Below are 25,506 nucleotides of genomic sequence, written 5' to 3' on the forward strand. Positions count from 1 at the left end.
CGCCTAAAAAATAGTCGCTGTCAGTGCCATGGTCGAATGTTCAACACGCCCTAGTCAATTTAAAATATTTTAGTTTTATATAGGAATAATTATGCAAAACTTCGAACAACATAGCGCTAATTCTAATTTAGACCCTAAGCCTAATGCAGTGACCGATCAGCAAGTACTTATCGCCGGCGGCGGTCATGTTGGCTTATCTTTTGCCTTGCTATTAGCGCATCACGGCATCAAAAGTACTTTACTTGAAAAAAACAGCTACCCTGAGATCGGCCCCGAAGACGATGCCAAGCGTAGTCACTATCTAGACAGTCGTAATACTGCCTTGTCACGGCGCACCGTGCAGATCTACCAAGAGATAGGGCTATGGGATGAGCTACAAAGCCATGCTTGCCGAATTGATGCGGTACAAATCAGCGAGCAAGGCAGCTTTGGGCGCGCGCAGCTTAAAAAGGAAGAAGAAAAGGTCGAGTCTTTTGGGCAAGTGATGGAAAATGCTTGGCTCGGCCATAAGCTATTACTGGCGGCGCAAGATGAGCCACTGATTACCTTAATCGATAATGCTGATGTGGTGGCGGTTGAGCAACAAGCGGATGGCGTTACTTTAACCTTTAACTATTATGACGGTAGTGAGGGGGAACAGCAACTGCAAGGCAGTGTACTGGTTGCTTGTGATGGCCGTGATTCGACAGTGCGTCAGCTGTTAGGGATAAGCACCACCGATTACGACTATGGTCAAACCGCTATCGTCGGCGTGGTGGAGACCTCTATGCCGCACAATCATGTGGCGATTGAGCGCTTTAGCCCGGCTGGCCCGTTAGCCGTCCTGCCATTGACTGATCCTGAAGGCGACGGCAATAATAAGTATCAAAAAGGCTATCGTCGTTCGGTAGTTTGGGTCTGTGCTAATGGGGAAGAGCAGCAATATCTAGAAGATGACGCGCACTTTTTAGCGACATTGCAGCAAGCGTTTGGCGAGCGCGCTGGCAGTTTTATCAAAGCCGGTCGCCGCGGCGCTTATCCGTTAACGCGAGTGCTTGCTGACAGACAGGTCAAAGGCCGCTGCGTAATTATGGGCAACGCGGCGCACACACTGCATCCAGTGGCAGGTCAAGGCTTTAACCTCTGTATGCGCGACGCCCATGTCCTGGCAGAAATGCTAAGCGAGCAAGTCAAGCAGGGCGCAGATATCGGCGATAAGCAGATGCTACAGCGCTATGAAAAAGCGCGTCAGAGCGACCAAAAGCGCGTCATTCGCTTCTGTGATGCAGTGGTACATGGCTTTACCCATTCCAATCCAGCGATTAAGCTAGCACGTAACGTCGCCTTAGTGGCTTTTGATAAGCTGCCGAATATCAAGCCCTTAGTCGCCACTTATGCCATGGGACTTAAGTCTTAATTCGTTTTACGCAAAGTCAAAGTATGGACAGCTATTAAATCTAGGAAGTGTTGAATCTAGGAAATATTGTATCTAGGAAGTATTTATGAAAAATAACCATAGCTTAATCATCGGTGGCGGTATTGTCGGCGCAACTTTAGCGCTGAAGCTGGCGCAAGCGAAACGTCCCGTAACCTTAATCGATGCAGCGCCTGATCGCGATGAGGCCAGTTGGCAGGAGCTACTTAACCAGCGCGATGCGCGGGTCTATGCGCTAAGCCTTGCGAGTATTGGTCTTCTACAAGAAGTAGGTGCTTGGCAAAATATTCAGACTAGCGGCCGTAAAGCCGACTATTCACAAATGCAGGTTTGGCAATTAAACGGCTTAGGCGAGCTATTATTTGGCGATAGTGATACAGAACATCTAAATATATTAGGCAGTATGGTAGAGCCGTTAGTCATCGAGCACGCGCTTTGGCAGCGCTTAAATGATAGCGATATTAGTGATTATCTCACGGTGATTAAAGGCCAAAAAGTAGTCAATATGGATTGGCTAGGGGCTGAAGGCTATCAAGTGACTTTGGAGAATGGCGAGAGGATTACGGCAAACTTACTTATCGGCGCTGATGGTCGCGGCTCGTTTGTCCGTAAGCATGCGGCTATTGAGCTTGATACTTTGGACTATCAGCAAACCGCGATTTGCTGCGCGATTCACACCGCTATGCCGCACCTGGCTACGGCACGTCAAGCGATGTTGCCGACAGGTACGCTAGCGCTATTGCCATTAGCGGATATCACTGAGGAAGATAAAGCCCGCCCGCAGCATTGGCAGTCAGTGGTCTGGACTTTGCCGCGCAACCAAGCGTTAGCGTTACTAGCAGAAGAACCAAGTTATATCGCTGATAAACTCGCTGCCGCGAGCAACTATGAGCTTGGCGCAATCGACAAAATAGAATCTATCGCCAGCTTCCCGCTCACCGCGCAGCAAGCCAAAAGCTATATCGCGGATAATCTGGTATTAATAGGTGATGCCGCGCATGGCGTTCATCCACTGGCAGGCCAAGGGTTGAACCTCGGTATGCTCGATGTAAAAGAACTATTTGCGCAATTAGAATACGACTATCAGCGCAGCGGTAACAGCTTGTGGGGTAGCGCGCAAACGTTACGCACTTATGAGCGTCTACGCCGACCGCATAATAGCCTGATGATGCATAGCTTTTCTGCGCTGAATTGGTTATTTGCAGGCTCGCTTGCGCAGATGCGTCCGATTCAGCAGATTCGCAGTGAAGGCATGTACCGAGTCAGTAAAATCAAGCCATTGATGCGCTTGTTTGCAAATCAGGCGAGTGGGGTTTAGGGAGGGTTGTGACAATCAAATAATAAGAGTATTTCGATGAAGCATATTTTAATTGATTATGAAAACATTCAACCCAAGAGTTTTGAGGGCATGGATACAAAGGAATGTCATGTATGGTTGTTTTTGGGCATACATCAGCAAAAGAGCTTGCCACTTGGGTTGGTCGAAGCATTACTCGAATTCAACAGCGATAATGTACATATCATCAAGATGCAGCATGCAGGTAAAAACGCTTTAGATTTTTACTTGTCTTTTTATCTTGGCAAGATATCTGAAATCGATGCACAGGCGGATGTGTGTATTTTGGCAAGAGATAGTGGTTACGATATCTTGGTTGAGCATCTCAACACTGTGTATGACGGTATGGCCATCACACGCGCAGGAGATGCCAATCAATTAAGCCTCGCCTATGAGGTAGAGAACACGATAGAGGCTGATATAGAACAAACTCAACTCATCGTTGATACCAGTCAAAACGAAGTGTTCTATGACGATACTAACAGCGATGGTCTGATAGATACGAAGACCGCTACAGTACCAATCAGTGAAGAAAAAACGCCTCAATCTATCATTCATGACTGCTATGTTTTGGTGTTCGATAGCATAGTAAATCGCAAGATGTTTTTGCCAAGCTATAAATCAAACCTACTCTCTGCGATGAAGAAATACGCGTTAGCAGAAGCTTTGGTTAAATTTGATGAAGCCGAACAAAACAATATCGTTGAAAAAGTTTTTGATAAATTTATCAAGAAAGGCCTGATAGAGCTCGATAGTAAAAACGAAAAACTCTGCTACAACACAGACAGTCAGGGTGTACTAAATTTAGTAGCCGAAAAAGTATTACTAAGTAAAGCTAAGACTATGACTGGATTAATCAACGTCATCAAACAAAAACTTGCCAGCTATCGTCAAAAAAATGACGAGTCACAAGTAAACCTAGTTATTACATGGCTAAAAAATCAAGGACTGATAAAGCAAAACAATCAAAAAGTTTGTTATCCAACCTTAGATGATTTATCAGTCCATAAAACAAAAACCAGTGCCAAAAACGTAAGCTCAAAGACGATAGACCAACGTACCGTATATCAATGCGCTATTGCATCTATTAAGGATCGGCCTGTCAGCTCACGACCTGCAAAAAAATCGAGTTTAATCAATTACCTTAACAGTCATCTGCGCGATGAAGACCTTAAAACAATTGATAATATTGTCAAACAAATGATTGGCAATCAGGTTGTCACGATATCTAGTAACAACAAGCTTAGTTATAATATATAGTCAACTCACCCCAACGCCGAAAACGCCACCATTAGTACAGGCGAGACAATATTAATCAAAAAGCCAAAGCTGATCGCTAGTGGCACGACCTTGAGGCCGCCCGATTGCTGAATAATCGGTAAGGTAAAATCGAGGCTCGTTGCACCGCCGAGACCCACTGACGCTGAAGGAGATTTACGCATAAAGACCGGGATAAATATCAGCGCAAAAAACTCACGGATTAAGTCATTAAATAACGCCACACTGCCCCAAATTGCGCCATAAGCTTCAGTCATGACGATAGCGGAGAGCGAATACCAACCAAAGCCTGACGCTAGTGCTAAGCCTTTGGTCCATGATACTTCGCTAAATAGCAAGGCAAAGAATAGTCCGCCTGCCAACACCGCAAAAGTGAAGATAACGCTCATCTCCACGCCGCGGCGATTGAGCAGTACTTCTTTTAGCGTAATGCCGGAGCCTTTAAGGCCAATACCGACCAACAAGATCAAAATCATCAGCAGGACAGTCATGGTGTTCTCAGGCGGTAGATAGCCTTCTGGCAAAAAATACCCAATCACCATACCGATGACGACGCAAACCACTTGTGCCAAGCTGCCTCTAATACTGACCCGATGTTCTTTAGATTTCGCTACTGGTTTTTTAGCTTGCCAAGGTTTTAGATGATCAAAGAGCATTAGGCTAAATAGCCCCGTACCTATGGTCAATATCGACAATATAATGACATACAGGGCAATCTCACCTATTTGACTGCCTAACCCTTCTACCTGCGACAGCTCAATGCCAATTAAGGTGAGAATAATAAACACCAAATAAGACAAACCCTTATCAGCAAAGACGGTCATCTTCGGGTTAGAAGGAATGGCAAAACCAATGAACATCGGCATAAGAACAAGAACGAGGGTAATCAGGCTTTGCATAGGGCAGGCTCGAAATAGCAGGGACTGTGGGACATTCACATCGTTTTTACAAGCCGGCAATTGTACCATAATGAGGAATAAATTTAGCGGATAAAACTGCTATAGTGGCGAGACGCCCATCCGCTTGCTAAATGTTTAAGGCTATCCACTATGCAAACCTGCCCCTCTGCCATAGACCATAAATACACTACAGAAAATCAAAGCGCGCCTCAGTTGATAGTCGTGGGTGGTACTAGCGGTATAGGTCTAGCTTTGGCTTTACATCACAGCGCCATTGGCTGGCAAGTGCGTGTGGTCGGTCATAATGATGCGAAGATTACCAAGATCAACGTAGAGCATCCTGAAATCATAACTTATGCGTGTGACTTGACTGATTCTGAGCAGCGCCGGCGCTTGTTAGCGGAATTAGAACAAACCCGCTTTGATAGAGTGATTTATAGTGCGGGAAGTTATCTTAATGAGCGTGTACATCAGCTTGACAAGGCCAATAGCGACTTAATGTTAGCGATTAACTTACAAGCATTTCAGGAGGTATTTGCATGGGGCAGTCAACAGTTAAAACACCAGCAGCTAACTGCTAAACATACAACAAAATCGATAATGCACGACGCTCAGCCGAAACCGAGCCTGATCTGTATGGCTTCTATCGCAGGCATGATGGACTATCCTTACGCTAGTCTCTATGCCAAAAGCAAACGGGCGATGATCGCTACGGCTAGCGCTTATCGATTGGCATTAGCGCCTTATAATATTCAAGTCACTTGCATTGCCTCAGGATATATAGATACGAAAGCCCTGCGGGACTTAAATCAGGGTAGTGCCGATCATAAGCCTTTTATTATTAGTATAGATAAAGCGCTTCAGCTTATTATGAAAGCCATCGATGAAGGGGTGGAGCTCGCTGTTTTTCCAAAGCGCCTTTACTACCTAACTTACATGTTAAATAAGTTACCTAAACCGCTGCTGAGTCGAGTATTGCGCGGTAAGTTGGATAAATAGCCATAATGAAAAAGGTCTGCTAAGTCTATTTACCCTAATAACCAATAAGCTACCGTGAATATTGGCACGCCAATTAATAAACTATCTACTCTATCGAGCACGCCGCCGTGTCCTGCTAGCATCGTACCAGTATCTTTGACCCCATGTTGGCGCTTAAAAGCCGACTCTAGCAAGTCGCCTGCGATACCACTAACGGCAAGACCATAAGCGCTAAGCAAACAAATCCACCAAGCAAATGGTGTCAACCAAACCCCTAAAAAACTGGCTAATAGCGCAGCCAGTAAACTACCAAAAAAAGCCCCTTCAATACTTTTATTTGGGCTGATTCGCGGCGCAAGACCACGTTTGAACAGTCGGCCTTTAAACAGTTTGCTGCATAAATACTGCGCAATATCATTAAACTGACTGGCGAATAATACAAACAACAACACCCCGTATTGGCTACGGTGCCAAGTCAGCTGCTGTAAAAACACTAAGCTGACAATAAGCAAAATAAAAGCGCCACTAAAGAGTCCGTCTAGTAGGTTGAGATAGATATAAGGCGGGGTGTTATGGCCAGTCAGAGGATCGTTGATGGTGTGAGAGCCAGAAGAGCTATTAGAACGCATGTTGGCTGAGTCTGCTGCTATCAGCTGTTTTCGCGAAATAGGTAACGCTAGCGCTTTGGGCTGTAGACCGCGGGCTTGTAGCTTACTAATCAGTCGTGATTTGCTCTCGGAGCGCCACAGACGGCTGATCTCATAGCTACCGCGCAAACCGATAAGCACAAAAAATCCCACTAGTAGCCATTGATAAGGATAATGACTATCGAAGCGGTGGCTACTGCTGTTTGTTTTGGCGATAAGATAGCAGCTACATAAGGCGGCAAGCATCCACCACCAAGAGCGCGCGATGAGATAAATCGTAGGCAAACGAGCACGCAGCTTCGGTATCGCCAGTAGCGCCCAAACCGAGCTGACAGTAAGCATAAGTAAGATAACAAATAGCGTATCAGTGCTCATTAGTGATTCACTCTATAAGATACTGTACCTTTAACTTACTATACTAGATAAGGCTACTATTAAATAGGGGCAAGCGCTAATAAAGGCTCACTATAAGTAAGGTTTTCTTCAAATAGCTCTATATTTTTGATTTTATTGGTTATTCCAATTCTTAAAGGTCTCTCACTAATACAAGGGCTGATAACGCTGACCAAAGGTTTAGTAGCCAAAGTAGGGTAGTCTTGACGGTAATGACCGCCGCGGCTCTCGTGACGCTGAAGGGCGGATTGCACAATTAAAGTTGCTAGTTGTAATTGGCGGGCGAGCTTAAAGTGCAATAAAGTTTCAGAAGTTATTGCTATATCTTCTAAACAAGCGCTCAGATTACCTCGGCTTTGTAAGTGACTGATATCATTTATGCTAAAAGCTTTGAGCAGTTGCTGCCACTGCTGTAGTTGCCATAAAGCTCGCTCAAGGGACTTAGCATGACGCACGATGCCCATATGAGTGGTCATTAGCGTCTTTAATGAGGCGGCTATAGCATCAGTATCAATATCAGAATTGGCATCAATATCAATATCAGTATCAGTAGACTGATGGAAGGTAATGTCCTCTGAGAGTAAGATAGGTTGGAGGTTGTCGACTGTAGGCGTCGACCAGATATGATCAGTCAAATAGCGTGGTAGGTGCTTAGCGATTTTATGACCAACGACGATACATTCTAGTAGCGAATTACTCGCTAGGCGATTGGCGCCGTGCAGACCGGTATATGCCACTTCACCGGCAGCATATAATCCGGGTACATCGCTTAGACCTTGATCGCAGGTGACGATACCGCCGCAGCTATAGTGGGCTGTTGGCGCGACGGGTATAGGGTCAGTGGTGATGTCTATTCCTAACGCTAACAGCGTTTGATAAATCTGCGGAAAGTGCGCACGCAAAAATGATGTGGGCAAGTGACTGACATCTAAGTGTACGTAACCTAAGCCATTATTAGCGATTTGCTCGGCAATAGCGCGGGCGACAATATCTCGCGGCGCAAGCTCGGCACGCTCGTCAACCGCTAGCATAAAGCGTTGGCCCGTGATCGGACAATACAAACGTCCGCCTTCACCGCGCAGTGCTTCTGATATTAAGAAGCTCGACTCACCTAAAGCCAGGCCTGTCGGGTGAAACTGCACAAATTCCAAATTGGCCAATCGGCCGCCGGCTTGCCACGCCATCATCACGCCATCACCCACGCAGACATTTGGCGCGCTAGCACGAGCGAAGAGTTGACCAAGGCCGCCGCTCGCCATCACTACCGCCTGACTTTCAATAGTCCGTTGGCGCTGATGATTATGATCAAAAACGATAGCGCCTTGGCAGCGATTACCTCCTTTACTTCCTTTATCCGTTAATAACTGCAGAGCTTCATGAAAAGGCAAAATACTAATGTTACTAGCGGCATGTGCTTGCGCAGTCAAAGCTTCCATAATATGACGACCAGTCGCATCGTCTGCATGAGCGACGCGGCGACAACCATGCCCGCCTTCTTGGGTCAGATGCAGATTATCAGTCGTCAGATTGGGCTGTAGATAAGAGGCAGCACTGTTATTCGCGTTGACATTAACATCAACATCAATATGGTCGTTATCACTAGGGTTAGCCACTTGCGTAAAAGGTACGCCTTGCTCGCATAGCCATTGTACGGCTTGTTTGCCAGACCTTAAGATGCTGGCAGTATTGTCGGAGGCGCACAGTCCAGCGCCAGCGATTAAGGTGTCTTTGATATGGTCGTTAACGCTATCCTCCGCCGCTAAGCTTGCAGCGATACCGCCTTGGGCATAATGGCTAGAGCAAGTCTCAAGCGCAGCCTTACTCAATACTGTGATATTTAGCGACTTTGGTAGCGCCAGCGCCGTGCTAAGACCTGCTAAACCGGCCCCGATGATCAGTACCTCAGTACGAATAGACTCAGTAACAGGATGAGTTTTGGCTAAATTAAGCGGCTTGCTGTTAGCGGCTACGCTCATATTAGGCGGCTCCCACATTATTAAACAGTGCACGGTCTTTGACGATATCACCGCTAGCAGTGACGCGTTGTTTTTTTGCGGCGGCAAAGTCAAGCATCCGCTGTAAAGGTTTGCTTGCCGCAGCTGCTAGCTCTTTTGATAGTGTGACTTCGCCGCTCTTATTCAGCAAGCATTGCTCAATGCCAAGTAGACCATTCATCGCCATCCAAGGACAAAACGCACAGCTCTTACAACTCGCGCTTTCACCAGCAGTCGGCGCAGCGAGGAAACGCTTATTAGGTGAGCGCTTTTGCATTTCATGCAAGATACCTAGATCGGTTGCCACGATAAAAGTATCAGCGTCCAGCTCATAAGTTGATTGCAGCAGCTTACTGGTTGAGCCGACCACATCAGCGAGCGCAACCACGCTATCAGGAGATTCTGGGTGTACTAGCACCTTTGCTTCTGGGTATTCTGCCTTGAGCTGATTGAGCTCAGTTGCTTTAAATTCGTTATGGACGAGGCAGGAGCCTTGCCAAAGCAGCATATCTGCACCTGTCTTGCGCGCGATATATTTGCCCAAATGCCGATCGGGGCCCCAGATGATTTTTTCACCTTGCTCGTGCAGGTGGCGAACGATATCGATACCGACAGAGGACGTCACCACCCAATCGGCGCGCGCTTTGACCGCAGCGCTAGTATTGGCATAGACAACAACGGTACGATCAGGATGCGCGTCACAGAAGGCGGAGAACTCATCGACAGGACAGCCCAAGTCCAGCGAGCATTCCGCCTCCAGATCTGGCATCAGCACTGTCTTTTCCATACTAAGGATCTTGGCAGACTCGCCCATAAAGCGCACGCCTGCGACAATCAGAGTCTGCGCACTATGCGCTTGACCGAAGCGCGCCATCTCCAATGAATCGCCCACGCAGCCGCCGGTGGCTAACGCCAAATCTTGAATAAAAGGGTCAACGTAGTAATGCGCAACTAGTACCGCGTTATGCTCAAGCAGGAGCTGTTTGATGTTCGCTTCGACTTGTAGTCGCTCGGAGCGTGGCAAGTCAGCCGGTAGTTTGGCTTTGGCATAATCGATACCTGTTTGTATCGCGATACGCTTGTCAGCGCTTAATACTGGTGCGTCGTAGGGATAAGTGTTCATAAGGGTGTGCCTTATTATAAAAATATTGGTCTTAAAAGAAATAAGTAGATAGTCAAATTAATGAGAGGTTTTATATTATGCTCATTTTGAGCATAAATACAAGTATTTTTTATAGGCTAATTATGCAGAGTGGTTCTGTAGTCTGTAGATGAGCATTCATTTTGAGCGATAGAATTACAACCTGAGACTAGGATAGTCAGCAAATCGCGTTATACTGCTAGAGGTTAACCATTCATTTGCATGACATTGGTATATTGGCATTAGTGCTTGATGGAAGTTATAAACAAAGATGATTAAAGGGTAAAAATATAACACTATGACGTTGTCCTATTCACACGCGCATCAACAAGGTAGCGGCACTACTGAGGTCGTGGCGGTACTGATAACTATCACTGATAATACCGCGCAAGTGCTCACTGTTGATCAAGGTAAGCTGTTACCTAATGGCCCTTTAATGCCGCTGCATCGCTCGCTACAAGCTGGCGTGCGGCAATGGGTGGAGGAGCAAACGCAGCAGCCGCTAGGGTATTTGGAGCAGCTTTATACCTTCGTCGATACCAATAGGCGTAATGAGGATGGTCATGCGCTGGTCTATGTCAGCTACCTAGGTTTAGTACAAGAGCAGCAGGCCAAGCAAGCGCAGAGCCAAGCTAGCTGGCAGGATTGGTACGATTATTTTCCGTGGGAAAACCACTTAACAGGTACACCGGATATTATTACCAATCTAATCCTACCGGCGCTATATATGTGGGCCGATAATGCAGAAGATGAGGCTATCCGGCAAAGACGGTATAAGCGTATCGGGCTATGTTGGGGCGTCAGTCAAACTAGCGAGAGCCATAAAAACGGAGCGAATGCTAGTGATGCAGATACAATCGACTGGGTAGCAGAGCATGTGCTGCTACGTTACGAGATGCTCTATGAAGCGGACTTAGTACCAGAATCGCCGAATTATCAGCCCAATAGGCTTGCCGCCAATTGGTCACAACAGATAGGCTTGCCGATGTATTATGATCATCGCCGCGTCATTGCTACCGCCATATCTAGGCTCCGCGCCAAGATAGAATATCGTCCACTTATCTTTGGTCTGATGCCAGATAGCTTCACCTTATCGCACCTGCAACAAAGCGTCGAGGCGCTATCGGGTATGCGGCTGCACAAACAGAACTTCCGGCGTCTACTAGAGTCGCAAAATCTTGTCATGCCTACTGGGGAGAGTAGTAGCGCTCAACGCGGCCGTCCGGCAAAGCTCTATCGGTTTTGCCATGATATCGAACTACAAAGTCTGCTTATGGATAGTAAACTACCGAAGCGTAAGTGACTCTTTACTCATTGCTTAAGTGGCTGTCTACCCAAGTAACTGTCTACCCAAGTAGTTTGAGTAACTTTTACCTAACTCAATTTCCAACTCAAAAACTTTTTATTGAAAATAAAAGCACATTACGCTATATTTATGCTCATTTTGAGTTTAAGTAGTTAGCGCCTCATAAGCGTTTAGAGACTTGACTCTTTTTAAGCAGAGGATAAACCAAACGATGAACACTCACTTAGAGCCGGCGCTAGATAAAGTACTGCTTGAGCCATTAGTACAAGCAGCACTAGTAGAAGATTTAGGTCGGCGCGGCGATGTGACCTCGCAAGCGACCATTCCCGCTGACAAGCAGGCAAAGCTACAGATTCGGGCGCGGCAAGCAGGGGTGATTTGCGGTATGGACGTCGCAAGGCTGTCGTTTGCTGCAGTTGATGAGCAGATAGAGTTTGTCGCTCAAGTTCAAAATGGTGAGCGCGTCACCGCTGGTACTGTGCTCGCTATCGTCAGCGGTAATGCGCGTCATTTGTTAACTGCGGAGCGTACGGCTTTAAATTTCTTGACCCATCTGAGCGGTATCGCGACTGCCACGCAGCAAATCGTCGATAGCGTCGCTGAGTATCCGGCGCAAATCACTTGTACGCGTAAGACGATTCCAGGGCTACGCACACTGCAAAAGTATGCCGTACGCTGCGGCGGTGGCCGCAATCATCGTTTAGGCTTAGATGATGCGATTTTAATCAAAGATAACCATATTGCCATAGCCGGCGATATCCAAACGGCAATCAAGCAAGCGCAAGACTTTGCCGGTCATCTCATTCCGATTGAGGTGGAGGTCGATACCTTAGAGCAGTTGCAGCTGGCATTAGACGCAGGCGTCAGCTTAGTACTCCTCGATAATATGAGTCCTGATACATTGAGCAAAGCGGTAGCGATGTGCCAAGGCCGCGCGCAGACTGAAGCTTCTGGCGGTATCACACCTGAGACCGTGCAAGCAGCAGCAAAGACTGGAGTGGATTTTATTGCCATGGGTTATCTGACGCATAGCACGACGGCGCTAGATATCGGCTTGGATTTTAGTGCTTAAGCCGCCGCCGTTAGCTTGATGTGTATTAGCTGTTCTTGTTAGCATGGAGTACAGCAGCGCTTATTGCCATCATTAGATATAGTCGAACCACTATTAAAGTGTTACAGCGTTAGACTCGTTTAGCCTACTACTGTAGTACTTGCACTCGTCTGCCTTGTACCACTTTTAATATTGATTGACTATATGTCTAGGTAAGTTAATGATTTAATTCGCCTCTCTTGCCATGCTATAATAATGGCATCAAAAATACACGGGGTCATCGCTGCAATCGCACGATGGCCTTATCTTTTGCCCGATGTTTATTCAAAACAAGCGAGCGCGCCGTGAATACTGAAATTATCAAAATTATCTTGGCTTTTTTGGTGCTGATTAATCCTTTTAGCGCCTTGACCTTATTTTTAGATTTGACGCGCGGTTATTCGATGATGAACCGCCGCAAAGTCGCGCGCATTGCTTGTTTGACTATTTTTATTACTATTAGTTTTTTTACCGTAGTGGGGGAGACTCTACTAAAGGCTTTGGGTATCTCCATCGGCTCGTTTCAGCTGGCAGGCGGTATCTTGGTGTTTTTAATTGCCCTTAATATGATGAACGGCGAGGGTAATCCTGTTAAGCCTGATCAAGAGAACTTCGATGTCGATCATGTGCAAGACGCACCGCCAACCACAGCTGCGGCAGTGGTACCACTTGCCATTCCGATGATGATTGGGCCCGGCGGTATTTCAACGGTTATCATATATTCATCGCAAGTGTCTGGTATTTTGCAGATATCCGCTATTCTTATCGCCGGCTTGCTAATCAGTATCTTTTGTTATTTAGCGCTGATGGCAGCAGGCCGGATTAGCCGCTTATTAGGCGATACCGGACTCAATATTATGAGCCGAATTATGGGTATGCTATTAGCAGCTGTTTCTATCGAAATCATCGTCAATGCTCTGCGTAGCCTGTTTCCTGTTTTATTATAGCTATTCTATCAATTCGTTTATTAGCTCAATTATCAGCGTACTTATAGTCAATCAATATTAAAAGTGGTACAAGGCAGACGAGTGCAAGTACTACAGTAGTAGGCTAAACGAGTCTAACGCTGTAACACTTTAATAGTGGTTCGACTATATTGATTGATAACGCTTCATGCCTTTGTCTGTTGCCATACGAATTATCCTGCCTTAAACCCCTCGGCAATCTCGTTCTTTTAGAGGTTTGCTAAGGTCTGCTCAATTGCTCTAAACCCCTGATCCATGACCAAGTAGAGCGTCTAACGACATGAATTATAAAAATATGTTATAGTAGTGCTCCACTATTATCAGCAGGAGTAAATCTTGAACAAGAAAAAAATTGCTATATTAGGTGCAGGTCCAAGCGGTTTGGCACAATTACGTGCCTTTGAAGCGGCGCGTTTAGCAGGCGCTAAGGACTTACCAGAAATTGTATGTTATGAAAAACAAAATGCCATTGGCGGCATGTGGAACTATAACTGGCGTACTGGTCTAGATAGAAACGGTGAACCCGTTCACGGCAGTATGTATCGCTACTTATGGTCGAATGGCCCTAAAGAATGCTTAGAGTTTGCCGATTATTCGTTTGAAGAGCATTTTGGCGAGCCTATCCCGTCATATCCACCGCGCGAAGTCCTAAAAGACTACATCATGGGACGTATCGATAAGCAAAATATCCAAAAATATATCCGTTTTGAGTGCCCAGTGCGTTGGGTCACTTTCGATGATGAAACCAAGCTATTTACCGTGACGGTGATGAACCACAAAACCGGCGAGCAAGAAGTCGGTGAGTTTGACCATGTGGTCGTCGCAACAGGCCATTTCTCAACGCCGAATATGCCTTATTTTGAAGGACTAGAAGCCTTCCCAGGCCGGGTGCTGCACGCTCACGATTTCCGTGATGCCTTAGAGTTTAAAGATGAAGATATCTTACTCATCGGTAGTAGCTATTCTGCTGAAGATATCGGTACTCAGTGCTATAAATACGGCACTAAATCGGTCACTATCAGCTATCGCACGCAAGCGCTTGGGTATGACTGGCCTGAGGGCATTAGTGAGAGTCCGCTAGTGACGCATTTTGAAGACGATGTGGCGCATTTCGCTGATGGTACGAGTAAGCGCTTTGACGCGATTATTATGTGTACCGGCTACTTATTCCATTTCCCGTTCTTGCCAGATGAATTACGTTTGCAGACGCATAACTGTCTGTATCCGGCCAATCTTTATAAAGGCATCTTTTGGCAGCCAAACCCGCAGCTTATCTATTTAGGTATGCAGGATCAGTACTTCACCTTTAATATGTTTGACGCGCAAGCATGGTACGCCCGCGATGTCATCCTAGGTGATATTGAATTACCGGATCTTGAGAGCCGTCAAGCGGACGAAGAAAAATGGCTCGCGACTTACGCTAAATGTGTAACGGTCAATGATTCGATCGATTTTCAAGCCGCCTATATCCGCGATCTGAACAACGCGACGGACTATCCTGAATTTGCAGTCGAAAAGCAAGCAGATATCTTGAAGCAGTGGCAGAAAGATAAAACGGAAGATATCATGAAATTCAGAGAAAAAGCCTATCGCTCAACGCTGACCGGTACGTTAGCGCCAGAGCTACCAGAGCCTTGGTTAGATATCACTGATGATTCGCTAGAGCACTTTTTGAACTTAAGCTTTATTAAGTCCAAAAAGCACAAAAAAGCGTCTTAACTAAAGGTTATCAATACTATTTTAGCTAATAGTTATTAGACAATGCTTAAATAGATAACGTTTACAACGCTTATCACATCGAAACCAAACATACTAAGATAGTGTGTTTGGTTTTTTTATGGCTAAATATATTGGCGATGAAAGGTTTGTGAAATGCTAACTGTTGTATAAATGCCACGCTAGATAAAGCATCAGTATTCCGACTAAGGCATCGAGTATATTCCAAGCCTTAGGTTTGGCAAATAGCGGCCGTAATAGCTGTGCACCATAGCCTAGCGCAAAAAAGAACACAAAAGAAGCGCTGACGGCTCCTACAGCAAAGGTGAGTTTGCTACTAGCACCGGTTGAAACCATGCCCACGAGCACCAAAGTATCTAAGTAGACGTGCGGATTGAGCCAAGTAAATCCAATGCAAAGTAGTAGCGCTTTTTTAAGGCTGCCTACTGCTTGGCCTTCGGTCGTCAAGGCATGAGATAGTTTTACGCTAGCATATAGGCTTTGTAGTCCATAACCGACTAAAAATACTACGCCTGCGAATTTCGCGATAGTCACTACTTGCGGGAAACGAGCCGTTACCGCGCCAAAGCCTGCGACGCCCGCTGAAATCAGCAGCGCATCACTGACAGCGCAGAATAGACAAATAAGAAACACATGCTCGCGTTTAAGGCCTTGTTTTAGGACAAAGGCGTTTTGTGAGCCGATAGCTATAATCAGCGATAAGCCTAGAAAAAACCCAGACAAATAATCAGCAATATTCATAAAGAGTGGCTTAGTTTTTTACTATAATTGGTGACGTTTGCTTACTGGAAGATGGCAAAAAAGCTGTTAAGATAAGCTATTCAAAAGTTGAATGCAATAGTGTAAGTGCGCTTTGAGCGGGTAGATTATGAGCGATTAGGGAAAGGTAAGTTATGGTAATAAGTCTGGCAAGAATGCTACAGTCATTTGGGCAAGAGCAAGATGACCTGCCGACTTCGGCTGCCAAAAGTGTACAACAAGCGGCAAGTAACGTGGATCAAGATTATACTGCTGCTGACAGTAGTGCTAACAATAGCCGTAAACATATTGAAGCGTTATCGCCGCTTACTGAGCCTAAACGCGCTGAGCGTATCTGTGCTGCATTGGCGCAAGTTAATGATATTGGTACGCCAACGCCGCTGACCGATCGCTATTTGGCGAACCGCGCTCAGTGGCGCTCGCCCAATCGACCCCCTTTTGACCCCGATACATTATGGTATCTCAAACATGGACGCTGCCCAATTATGACCGAACTTGTCGATGTGGTTGATGAGGCCACCCTAAACGCTATGCCTATTGAGGCAGTGGCTATCCTTGATCGTATCAATGGCAAGCTCAAACGCTACCGTGACTGGAGCGATGAGCTGAATGAAGAGCAACAGCAGCAGCATAATGAGCGCCAGTTCGTCATCGATAAACTGGTCAATGAAAGCATTCCAGAGGCGCTGCATCATTATGAGCAACTACTGCGCTTTAGTCCGCATCGAACAAGGAACACTATGGTGCAAGGGAGTATGACAGCAGGTGATATGTTGACCGATCTGTTTTTGGAGGTTGATTACGAGCTAGATGAGCTCCTTGATGAGCTGCATCAAACCGTGCTCAATCGCTTGGCATCGACTCATCGCTATGTCAAAAGTCGCACACAAAGCTAAGCTGTATTCACTAACTCTGTATTCACTAACATAGTAAGCAAAATATAGATAATTTCTCCACCTTTTATAAGGATACCGCCATGACTCAAGTAACCGCCATGTTTGTGATGTTCATCCTCTACGGTGTGCTACCGGCGGCAGGATTGTATCTGGGTTATCGCGGTATCAAAAAAGTAACGGCGCCAAAGATGCTTGAGTACAAGGCGATGCCGCAGCTCGGTTATATTCCTGAAAAGAGCTTACCTGCTGAGGTCAAAACCTTACTCGATAAGATTAATCAAAAAGGCGAGAAGCTACGAGTCATCTATGGCGATACCAATAATGATGGCAAAATTGATGATACGGATACGGTGACCGAAACTTATATCATGATTCAAAACTTGATGGACAAGCATATCCCGCAAGCGGTAGCCGACTACCGTCGTCTCCACGATTTGGATGGTCAGCGCGCCGATACCACTAAGATAAAACACTCTGGTGTTACGGGTAAAGAGGCGTTATTAGAGGTGTTAAGTACAGTAGACCGTCAATTTGATGACCTGCTCGATGCCTCTTATCATCAAGACGGGCAGAAACTACTAGTGACCAATCGCTACTTACAGCAGCGCTTTGATGCTCCTACTACTGGAAGCAATACCGCTAGAGCCTCAGATATAGTCATAAATGAGCAAGTGCTAAGCGATAAAAGTGAGTCGCAAGTTTAATTATTAATTTGGAATTTTATTAATCGATTTTTTTAGCGCTAAAAATAGCCTTATTAATAGGCATAGTTTGCAAAAGCAGCGGCAAAGAGTAGTAAGGAAATAGAAGGCTAAATGACATGAGTGTACTGATAGGCGTAGGCATTGCGACTACTGTCGGCGTCATTTATATTGGTAAAAAAGGCTGGCAGGCGCTGCATAAAGCAGTTGGGATTAGCCCTGGCGTGTTGGTTTATCAAGACCCTAATCAAGCGCTAACACCTAAAGATATGCGCTGGCGTCAGCTTACTTTGGATCCGAAGCACTTAGCACCTTTAACGCAACAGCAGCTGCGACAGCTACAAGCTATCGACGATAGGGTCGCGGTATATAGCGATTATCAGCAGAGCTTAGCGCAGCAAAACATTACAGCCACTATGACCGAGCAGCAGTTTGTGCTGCATAAGTTACTACACACGAGACTACCGGAGATGCTAGCCAGTTACTATCATTTGTTCAAACAAAACACAGATCGTGATAATGCTAAAAACAGTAATCATTCTAAAATCAGCCAACAAGACGAGGCTCAGCAATTACTGCAAGCGATGCTAGATAATATTGAATCAAGATTAGAGTCCTTGCTTGAGCAAATGCAAAGCCAGCATCTGCAAGATCTGCGCGTAATGAAGCAGTACATGGATAGTCAAAGTTAGCTTAGATGATGCAATTTCTGTGAGGTGCGTTCCACGTACCATTGGCTGGGTTTTTCTCAATAATCAGTGCGCGGGGCGTACCTTACGTGAACTAAAATCATAACCTACAAAAAGAACGGCCATTGATATTTAATATCAATGGCCGTTTTTTATGCTTAATTTGGTTTAACGTATTTTAATCTAACGGTTGTTATTACGGCTACGACCTTTACTAGCAGGGCTGCCGCTACGCTTAGACTTAGCATTATTATCATTGCTATCGGATCTACGGTTGTCACTACGTCGCGCTTTTAGCGGTTTACTTCTAATACGCTTTTGCTTCTCTTTAGCTGCACCATGCAGACCGGTGCCTTGACGCGGGCGCAAGCTAACTAAATCAGTCAAAGTGTTAATGTCTTTTTTGTCTAACTCAATATGACGACCTGTACGCAGCTCTTTGGGTAGATCAATAGAGCCGTAGCGCGTACGTAATAGGCGGCTGACTTTTAGGCCTTGCGACTCAAATAGACGGCGCACTTCGCGATTACGTCCTTCTTTAAGCTTGACGTGATACCATTTATTCACGCCTTCACCGCCGCCTTCCTTAATATCTTCAAACTGCGCCATACCATCTTCTAGCATCACGCCAGAAGTTAAGATACGTGCAATCTCAGGCGTCACTTCGCCTAGTACTCGTACCGCATATTCACGAGTGATTTCATTCGATGGATGCATTAATCGATGCGCCAGCTCCCCATCATTGGTAAACAACAGAAGGCCAGTTGAATTAATATCCAATCGACCGACCATTACCCAGCGATCGTGGGTAAGCTTTGGTAGACGCTCAAATACAGTTGGGCGACCTTCTGGATCGTTCGCTGAACAAATCTCACCTTCAGGCTTGTAGTAAGCGATAACGCGGCGACGCTTTTCATTCTCGCTGGTGTATTTGATCTGACGACCATCAACGCGAATCTCATCACCTGGACTGACGCGATCGCCAATAGTGGCTGGGCCATTATTGACCGTGACGCGCCCAGATTTGATGACTTCTTCCATCTGCCGGCGTGAGCCAAGACCCATACGAGCGAGTGCTTTTTGTAGTTTTTCATCTTTCATAATATATCCTTGAATCGGGTAAGTGTGTACATTTCTCAATGTAAAAAGTTAGATTGGCTATTTTACGCTACTTTGAACGACAAAGCAGTAGTCAGCGACTATAATATCTGCAAACTGGTGTACATAAAAGTGAACAAAAATAATAACAATAGATGAAATTTTAACCAATTATGTTATTATGGCTTTTTTTTTATAGTATAAATGCCTTACTAAACTAGTAATATATCCTTGTTATCTATACTTTTTATCTGTCATCATGCTCTATAAAGGTCTTCATTATGCGCCAATCCTTTAAACTATTAAGCACCTCGGGCTTATTGCTCATGACTTTATGGTCTGCAGGATGCGCGACGACGACGATCAATCCAGGCTTGCAAGCAGGTGATTTGCCGCCGGTAGGGGACTTCACTGCCGAAAACGGTTTGCAGTTCAATATACAGCCGCTCAACTTAGCGACCTTGCCGCCTCCGCAAGTCAGCCGTCCTACGAATGACATCTATCAGCTTATAGCGAGCTCAAAGAAAAAAGAATACCGTATCTCTCAGGGTGATATCTTAGCTATTAATTTAGTGGGTTATCCAGATATGAATATCGCTTCATCTGGAAATAGTAATAGTCCTGCATCTGCAGGATACCCAGTAGATCAACAAGGCTTTGTGCAGTTTCCATTAGTCGGCAGAGTTCAGGCGGCAGGATTGAGCGTACCGCAATTTACCGCCTCCTTGCAAAGTCAACTGCAACGCTACCTGAAATACTCTGATCCACAAGTAAAGATTATCAATTATCGCGGTAATAAGTTCTTTATCGATGGTGAAGTCAAACAGCCTGGCGAGTTTGCTATTGATGATGCGCCTGTATCATTATATAGTGCGATCTCCAAAGCGGGCGGCGCCACAGAGACTGGCGATTCAAACAGTATCGTGCTAAACCGTAATGGCCGTAATTATAATATCGGTTTAAGCGATCTACGGCAGATAGGCGCTTCGGGTAATCAGATCTATATCCAAGACGGCGACTCTATTCATGTTAATAGCCAAGATCGAAACACCGTCTATGTGTTAGGCGAGTTTGGTCAAATTGAGCCGGTGCCTATCTTAGAGCAAGGACTGAGCCTAGCGCAAGTGTTAGGTAGATCTAAAGGTCTGAACTCTGCTACTGCTAATGCGGCCAAAGTATATGTAGTCCGTGACAATCCAAACTACCAGCGCACCAATATTTATTATGCTGATATGCAAAGTCTGACTAGCCTCGCACTAGCCAATCGCTTCGAGATGCAGCCGAATGACATTCTTTATGTGGATCCAACTGGCTTGACGCGTTGGAATCGTGTTATTAACTCACTCCTTCCTTCAACCTCAGCAATTAGAAGCGTTTCCAGCTTATAGGTGGCAAATATTATGGCATTTGATAATATTTTGGTGGTTTGCGTAGGCAATATTTGTCGCAGTCCTATCGCTGAGGCGGCTCTTACGCAGCAGTACCCTAATAAGACAATCGACTCTGCTGGGCTCTCCGCTGTAGTCGGTAATGGCGCTGATCCTAACGCTTTGGCAGTGATGTCAGAGCTGGGCATAGATATGTCTGCGCATATCGCCAAGCAGATTGATGAGACGCTAGTGAAGCGAGCAGATCTGATTCTGACGATGTCTAATAATCAAAGCAAATGGATTGAGGATCGTTGGCCGCATTGCCGTGGTAAGACTTTCCGTATTGGGCATTGGATTGACAAAGACATCGCTGATCCATATCGCCATGATCTTGCTGTGTTTGAAAAGGCGCGGCAAGATATCTTTGATAGCCTAAAACCTTGGGCTGATAAAATTAGCTAACTGCTTACCCCTAACTAAGTGATATCGAGTTACTGATATTGAGCTACTAATCTAAAATGATGAACCCAAAGTTATGACTATAGATTCACAAAATAGTGCCAAAACGGCTGTCGAAAAAGAAGACGATGAAATCGACCTAATGGCGCTACTATTAGCGTTATTGCGTGGTTGGAAGACTATACTGTTTTTTGCCATATTGGGACTATTGATTGGTATCTTATATAGTCGCTATGTCAATCCGACCTATAAATCTGAAGCTTTAATACAGATCGATGAAAAGTCATCAGGAATATCAGCGCTTGGCGGCGATATCTCAGAGCTTATCGGTGCTGAAGACAGCAAAGCGCAGGCGGAAGCTGAATTGATCCGTTCTCGAATGGTGCTAGAGCCTGTGATTAACTCGCTACATCTACGTATCCGCTTAGCTGATCCTGAAGTAGGCGCTTTAGATAGAATCGTCAATGACCGTACAAATACCGCTATACATACGCCAGAAGGAGTGTCCCTAACTACGACAGACGGCCAAGCCAGTATCAGTCAATTCAATGTCTCGCAAGGCTATCTAAATCAGCCATTTACTCTCACTCGCTCTGAAACGGGTTTTACGCTTAGCAATGAGCTTGATGAGTTCAAAGGTCAGCTTAACCAACCTCATCAGTTCAAAGGGGCGGATGGCCAGATCCAGATTACGGTAAACGATTTACCTGCTGATAGTCATGCTATTAGTCTGACTAAACAATCATTACAAAAGACTACCAATACAATAAATAGCGCGCTATCGGTAGTTGAAAAGGGTAAACAGACTGGTATTATTGAACTGTCCATGACAGGTAATAACCAGCAACAGACCAGTCTTATCTTAAAAGAAATCGTCTTATCTTATGTGGGTCAAAACCAGTCTCGTGGCACTGAAGATACCACTAGAACGCTTGAGTTTATGGAGACTCAAATTCCGGTATTGAGAAAGAAACTAGAAGACTCTGAGGCAGAATTCAATGAGTTTCGAACTAAGTACGGTACCATCGATGTCAGCCAAGAAGCAGAGATTTTATTAGCAGAAAACTCTCAAATTGACACACAGCTCAGTGAGCTTAAGCTAAAAAAAGCAGATCTAACAACGTATTACACTGACGAGCATCCATTAGTTATTCAAATCAATGAGCAAATAGCGGTATTGAATGCTCGCAAGCAAAAAATTGATAATACCATTACCGGCCTACCAGAAGTGCAGCGTGAGTTCTTAAAACTATCACAAGATACCGAGATAAATAGAGAAATCTATTTAAATCTACTTAAGAACTATCAACAGCTACAAATAGCCAAAGCAGGTCAAACAGGCTTTGCACGTATTATTGACTTGCCTATTAACACCTTTGACGCTATCGCCCCTAAAAAGCTACAAATCATGATCTTAGCGCTGTTATTAGGTGGCATGCTAGGAGCTATGTTAGTGCTGCTTAAAAACTTATTACGAAACGTGGTTAAAGATCCTGAGCGTCTTGAAGCTAAGACCGGTGTACCAGTAATTGCTACGGTTCCGCGCTCGCCACTGTTAACCAGACTACGAAAGAATAAGAAATCACAAAATCGTCTATTGGCCCATGCCGATAACGATAGCCTGAGCTACGAGGCGATAAAGAGCTTAAGAACGAACTTAATGTTCGGTATGCCAGTAGTCGGCAAAGTCGGTGAACGTGCTAAAGTCGTCTTAATTACTGGTGAGAGCCCAGGGGTAGGGAAGTCATTTATCTCTGCTAACTTAACTGAAGTATTCTCACAGCTCGATAAAAAGGTGTTGATCATAGATGCGGATATGCGCTTAGGTGAGCTGCATAGAATGTTCGATATGACGCCTGACAATGGCTTAGGGGATTATTTAGCGCGGCACATTGAGTTAGCTACGGTTATACATCCGACCTCTATAGATAATATCGACTTTATGCCGCGTGGACAGCATCCTAAGAACCCATCATCCTTGCTCTCAGGTGATAAGTTTGAGCAGATGATGACCGAGCTCAATGAGCACTACGATTATGTTGTTATCGATTCGCCGCCTATCTTAGCCGCTTCAGACGCGATGGTTATGTCGCATTACGCGGATAGAGTACTAATGGTCACACGCTATGATCAGTCGATAGAAGGGCAAGTCACTTATGCAATCAAGCAGATGCATAAAGCTGGTATTCAAGTCGATGGTATTGTCCTTAATGATGTACAACAGGGCTTGATGAGTAAATATAGTTATCACTATAGCTATGCCTATGGTAATAATAGCTAACTATGGTTTTGTGAATATTTAACTAAGCCTATAAAGTATAAATAGAATAGTTGTCCATTATGTCGATAGAATCCAAGCCTACTAGCACTCAGCAGCACCAAGAAGTGACTAGTTGGTCGCAACGGGTTGCTGAGTATCTACTAGCGCTACCGCGCAGCGCTAAGCAAGCTATCTTGATGACGGCTGATTTTATGATGTCAGCGGTATGCTTATATTTCGCTATTGCAGCACGCTACGGTTATATGGGCAATCATATTAGCCCAGTTGCGCTATGTTTGTATGCTTTAGTTCCGGTGATTGGTTTATACCTTATAGGTTTTTATAAAGGTGTTGCCCGTAGTTTCTTTGATTCAGCCATGGGTAAAGTGCTACAGCTATTTTTGCTGTTGATTGTCATCGCACAAGGAGTACTTTATCTTGATTTAATACCCGGTATGCCGCGTGCCGTACCTATTCTATACCTCTTTCTATTCTTTATTTGGCTTTGGAATAGTCGTTTAACTATTCGCGAGCTACTTGCACGTTGGCAAGGTCAGCGGCCGCAGCGTCAGCTCAATGATGAATCTGATAATGTACTTATTTATGGTGCAGGTGAGGCAGGTAAAGAGCTGTTAGAAGGCCTTAGGAACTCTCATAAGTATAATGTCGTGGCTTTTGTTGACGATGATGTTCAGCTTACTGGTGCTTATGTGTTAGGCAAGCGCATCTATGGTGCCGATGAGCTAGTGAGGGTCGTATCTAAGCTCGATATCTCGCAAGTGTTCTTAGCTATTCCTTCTATTAGCCGTGCTAGCAAGCGGCAGATCATCGATAAGCTAGAAGGCATCTCGATTAAAATTAAAGAGCTACCAAGCCTAGAAGAGATAGTCGATGGTAAAGTCACTGTCAGTAGTATGCGCAAAGTCGATATCTTAGATGTACTAGATCGTCAGACGGTCGAGCCTGATGAGCGCTTATTACGATATAACATTACTGATAAATGCGTACTTGTCACTGGTGCTGGCGGCTCTATCGGTAGCGAGCTATGCCGGCAAATCATTATAAATAAGCCTAAAGTTTTGGTACTCTACGAGCTATCTGAGTTTGCGCTCTATAGTATCCATCAAGAGCTGATCGCTAGAGTGGCTAGCAAAGACATCTATCAAGGCATTGAAGTCATCGCCATCATCGGTAATGTCACTAATGAAGCCAATCTACTACGCGTACTCAAACGCTATCAAATCCAGACCGTCTATCACGCCGCTGCCTACAAGCATGTGCCTATCGTCGAGCATAACCCTTTTGAAGGTGCGATAAATAACAGTAAGGGCACGTATCACTGTGCCCGCGCTGCAATCGAGGCTAAGGTCGAGACTTTTGTCCTGATATCCACTGATAAAGCGGTAAGACCGACTAATGTTATGGGTGCGACGAAGCGTCTAGCAGAGCTAGTCTGTCAGGCGCTTAGCCAAAAGAACAATCCCAATAATAATTATACCCTCATCAGTATGGTGCGCTTCGGTAATGTACTCGGCTCCTCAGGCTCAGTCGTGCCGGTATTTACTAAGCAGATCGCGCAAGGTAAGCCGATAACCGTGACTCATCCAGATGTCACACGTTACTTTATGACGATCCCTGAAGCGGCAAACTTAGTGATTCAAGCAGGGGCAATGGCAAAAGGTGGCGAAGTGTTTGTCCTCGATATGGGCGCTCCGGTAAAAATCGTTGATCTAGCAAAGCGTATGATCCAATTAAGCGGCTTTGAAGTAAAAGACGAAGCCCATCCCTATGGCGATATCGAGATTACCTATACCGGACTGCGCTCAGGCGAAAAGCTCTATGAGGAGCTGATCATCGGTGAGGACAATGTGGAAGATACCGACCATCCGTTGATCATGCAGGCGATGGAATCTAGCTTCCCTTTGGCGGATATAGAAAAGACATTGAACGAGCTTGCGCAAAGAGCGCAGAACTATGATGTTGATTGGCTTAAACAAGAGTTTCGCTATTTTGTCGCGGGTTATCAAGATGGTACTCCTGCTGAAGAGTTAGCGTTTAATGAAAATAAGACTATTAAAGAGGTTAGTTAACCATTC

The 25,506-nt window shown here is 45.3% G+C and carries 21 protein-coding genes; 15 read left to right on the forward strand and 6 right to left on the reverse strand.

Annotated elements, in window-relative coordinates:
• The first annotated feature begins 91 nt into the window (after positions 1–91).
• The 3 genes from I3248_RS05810 to I3248_RS05820 all read left to right on the forward strand — a co-directional run bounded on the left by I3248_RS05810 (position 92) and on the right by I3248_RS05820 (position 4,010).
• Positions 92–1,396, forward strand: a complete 1,305-nt coding sequence (locus I3248_RS05810) for a UbiH/UbiF/VisC/COQ6 family ubiquinone biosynthesis hydroxylase (protein ID WP_238062908.1) — start codon at positions 92–94, stop codon at positions 1,394–1,396.
• Between the two features lie 85 nt (positions 1,397–1,481).
• On the forward strand, positions 1,482–2,732 hold the full coding sequence (locus I3248_RS05815) for an FAD-dependent oxidoreductase (protein WP_238062909.1): 1,251 nt from the start codon (positions 1,482–1,484) through the stop codon (positions 2,730–2,732).
• 36 nt (positions 2,733–2,768) lie between these two features.
• Positions 2,769–4,010: a PIN domain-containing protein gene (locus I3248_RS05820; protein ID WP_238062910.1), complete on the forward strand. Its 1,242-nt coding sequence runs from the start codon at positions 2,769–2,771 to the stop codon at positions 4,008–4,010.
• A gap of 5 nt (positions 4,011–4,015) precedes the next feature.
• Here I3248_RS05820 and I3248_RS05825 read toward each other — a convergent pair whose 3' ends face one another.
• A complete protein-coding gene (locus I3248_RS05825; RefSeq protein ID WP_238062911.1) occupies positions 4,016–4,927 on the reverse strand; it encodes a lysine exporter LysO family protein in 912 nt (303 codons plus the stop codon).
• 150 nt (positions 4,928–5,077) lie between these two features.
• Here I3248_RS05825 and I3248_RS05830 point away from each other — a divergent pair, with 150 nt between their 5' ends.
• Positions 5,078–5,926 carry an SDR family oxidoreductase gene (locus I3248_RS05830; protein WP_238062912.1) on the forward strand — a complete coding sequence of 283 codons (849 nt, stop codon included), beginning with the start codon at positions 5,078–5,080 and terminating at the stop codon, positions 5,924–5,926.
• 29 nt (positions 5,927–5,955) lie between these two features.
• Here I3248_RS05830 and I3248_RS05835 read toward each other — a convergent pair whose 3' ends face one another.
• From I3248_RS05835 to nadA, 3 genes are read right to left on the reverse strand one after another with little or no spacing between them, the layout of a single operon-like run.
• Positions 5,956–6,927: a phosphatidate cytidylyltransferase gene (locus I3248_RS05835; protein ID WP_238062913.1), complete on the reverse strand. Its 972-nt coding sequence runs from the start codon at positions 6,925–6,927 to the stop codon at positions 5,956–5,958.
• Positions 6,928–6,986: 59 nt separating this feature from the next.
• On the reverse strand, positions 6,987–8,921 hold the full coding sequence (nadB, locus tag I3248_RS05840) for an L-aspartate oxidase (RefSeq protein ID WP_238062914.1): 1,935 nt from the start codon (positions 8,919–8,921) through the stop codon (positions 6,987–6,989).
• A 1-nt stretch (position 8,922) separates the two neighbouring features.
• Positions 8,923–10,062: a quinolinate synthase NadA gene (nadA, locus tag I3248_RS05845; RefSeq protein ID WP_238062915.1), complete on the reverse strand. Its 1,140-nt coding sequence runs from the start codon at positions 10,060–10,062 to the stop codon at positions 8,923–8,925.
• 316 nt (positions 10,063–10,378) lie between these two features.
• On the opposite strand from nadA, the gene I3248_RS05850 reads away from it, so the two are divergent.
• The 4 genes from I3248_RS05850 (at position 10,379) to I3248_RS05865 (ending at position 15,160) form a co-directional block, all read left to right on the forward strand.
• Positions 10,379–11,383 (forward strand): hypothetical protein, encoded by a 1,005-nt coding sequence (locus I3248_RS05850; RefSeq protein WP_238062916.1) that lies wholly within the window; start codon positions 10,379–10,381, stop codon positions 11,381–11,383.
• A 214-nt stretch (positions 11,384–11,597) separates the two neighbouring features.
• The gene (nadC, locus tag I3248_RS05855) at positions 11,598–12,458 is read left to right on the forward strand and encodes a carboxylating nicotinate-nucleotide diphosphorylase (protein ID WP_238062917.1); all 861 of its coding nucleotides are present in this window, start codon (positions 11,598–11,600) and stop codon (positions 12,456–12,458) included.
• 323 nt (positions 12,459–12,781) lie between these two features.
• Positions 12,782–13,423 carry a MarC family protein gene (locus I3248_RS05860; RefSeq protein WP_025647182.1) on the forward strand — a complete coding sequence of 214 codons (642 nt, stop codon included), beginning with the start codon at positions 12,782–12,784 and terminating at the stop codon, positions 13,421–13,423.
• A gap of 354 nt (positions 13,424–13,777) precedes the next feature.
• Complete coding sequence (locus I3248_RS05865; protein WP_238062918.1) at positions 13,778–15,160, forward strand: NAD(P)/FAD-dependent oxidoreductase; 1,383 nt, start codon at positions 13,778–13,780, stop codon at positions 15,158–15,160.
• A 156-nt stretch (positions 15,161–15,316) separates the two neighbouring features.
• On the opposite strand, the gene I3248_RS05870 is transcribed toward I3248_RS05865, so the two are convergent.
• Complete coding sequence (locus I3248_RS05870) at positions 15,317–15,919, reverse strand: LysE/ArgO family amino acid transporter (RefSeq protein ID WP_238062919.1); 603 nt, start codon at positions 15,917–15,919, stop codon at positions 15,317–15,319.
• A 152-nt stretch (positions 15,920–16,071) separates the two neighbouring features.
• Here I3248_RS05870 and I3248_RS05875 point away from each other — a divergent pair, with 152 nt between their 5' ends.
• From I3248_RS05875 to I3248_RS05885, 3 genes are all read left to right on the forward strand, one after another.
• Entirely contained in the window at positions 16,072–16,833 is a 762-nt protein-coding gene (locus tag I3248_RS05875) for a hypothetical protein (RefSeq protein ID WP_238062920.1), read from the forward strand.
• Between the two features lie 80 nt (positions 16,834–16,913).
• A complete protein-coding gene (locus I3248_RS05880; protein WP_238062921.1) occupies positions 16,914–17,537 on the forward strand; it encodes a hypothetical protein in 624 nt (207 codons plus the stop codon).
• A 116-nt stretch (positions 17,538–17,653) separates the two neighbouring features.
• On the forward strand, positions 17,654–18,226 hold the full coding sequence (locus I3248_RS05885) for a hypothetical protein (protein WP_238062922.1): 573 nt from the start codon (positions 17,654–17,656) through the stop codon (positions 18,224–18,226).
• A 180-nt stretch (positions 18,227–18,406) separates the two neighbouring features.
• Here the strand turns inward: I3248_RS05885 and rluB are convergent, their stop codons facing one another.
• On the reverse strand, positions 18,407–19,324 hold the full coding sequence (gene rluB / locus I3248_RS05890; protein ID WP_238062923.1) for a 23S rRNA pseudouridine(2605) synthase RluB: 918 nt from the start codon (positions 19,322–19,324) through the stop codon (positions 18,407–18,409).
• 278 nt (positions 19,325–19,602) lie between these two features.
• Between rluB and I3248_RS05895 the strand changes: the two genes are divergently transcribed.
• The 4 genes from I3248_RS05895 (at position 19,603) to I3248_RS05910 (ending at position 25,500) form a co-directional block, all read left to right on the forward strand.
• Positions 19,603–20,709, forward strand: coding sequence for a polysaccharide biosynthesis/export family protein (locus I3248_RS05895; RefSeq protein WP_238062924.1), 1,107 nt, complete (start codon positions 19,603–19,605; stop codon positions 20,707–20,709).
• 12 nt (positions 20,710–20,721) lie between these two features.
• On the forward strand, positions 20,722–21,153 hold the full coding sequence (locus I3248_RS05900; RefSeq protein ID WP_025647174.1) for a low molecular weight protein-tyrosine-phosphatase: 432 nt from the start codon (positions 20,722–20,724) through the stop codon (positions 21,151–21,153).
• 73 nt (positions 21,154–21,226) lie between these two features.
• A complete protein-coding gene (locus I3248_RS05905; RefSeq protein ID WP_238062925.1) occupies positions 21,227–23,431 on the forward strand; it encodes a polysaccharide biosynthesis tyrosine autokinase in 2,205 nt (734 codons plus the stop codon).
• A 59-nt stretch (positions 23,432–23,490) separates the two neighbouring features.
• Positions 23,491–25,500, forward strand: a complete 2,010-nt coding sequence (locus I3248_RS05910) for a nucleoside-diphosphate sugar epimerase/dehydratase (RefSeq protein WP_238062926.1) — start codon at positions 23,491–23,493, stop codon at positions 25,498–25,500.
• Positions 25,501–25,506: the final 6 nt, after the last annotated feature.

The sequence above is a fragment of the Psychrobacter sp. Ps3 genome (assembly GCF_022129275.1).
Classification (GTDB): domain Bacteria; phylum Pseudomonadota; class Gammaproteobacteria; order Pseudomonadales; family Moraxellaceae; genus Psychrobacter; species Psychrobacter submarinus.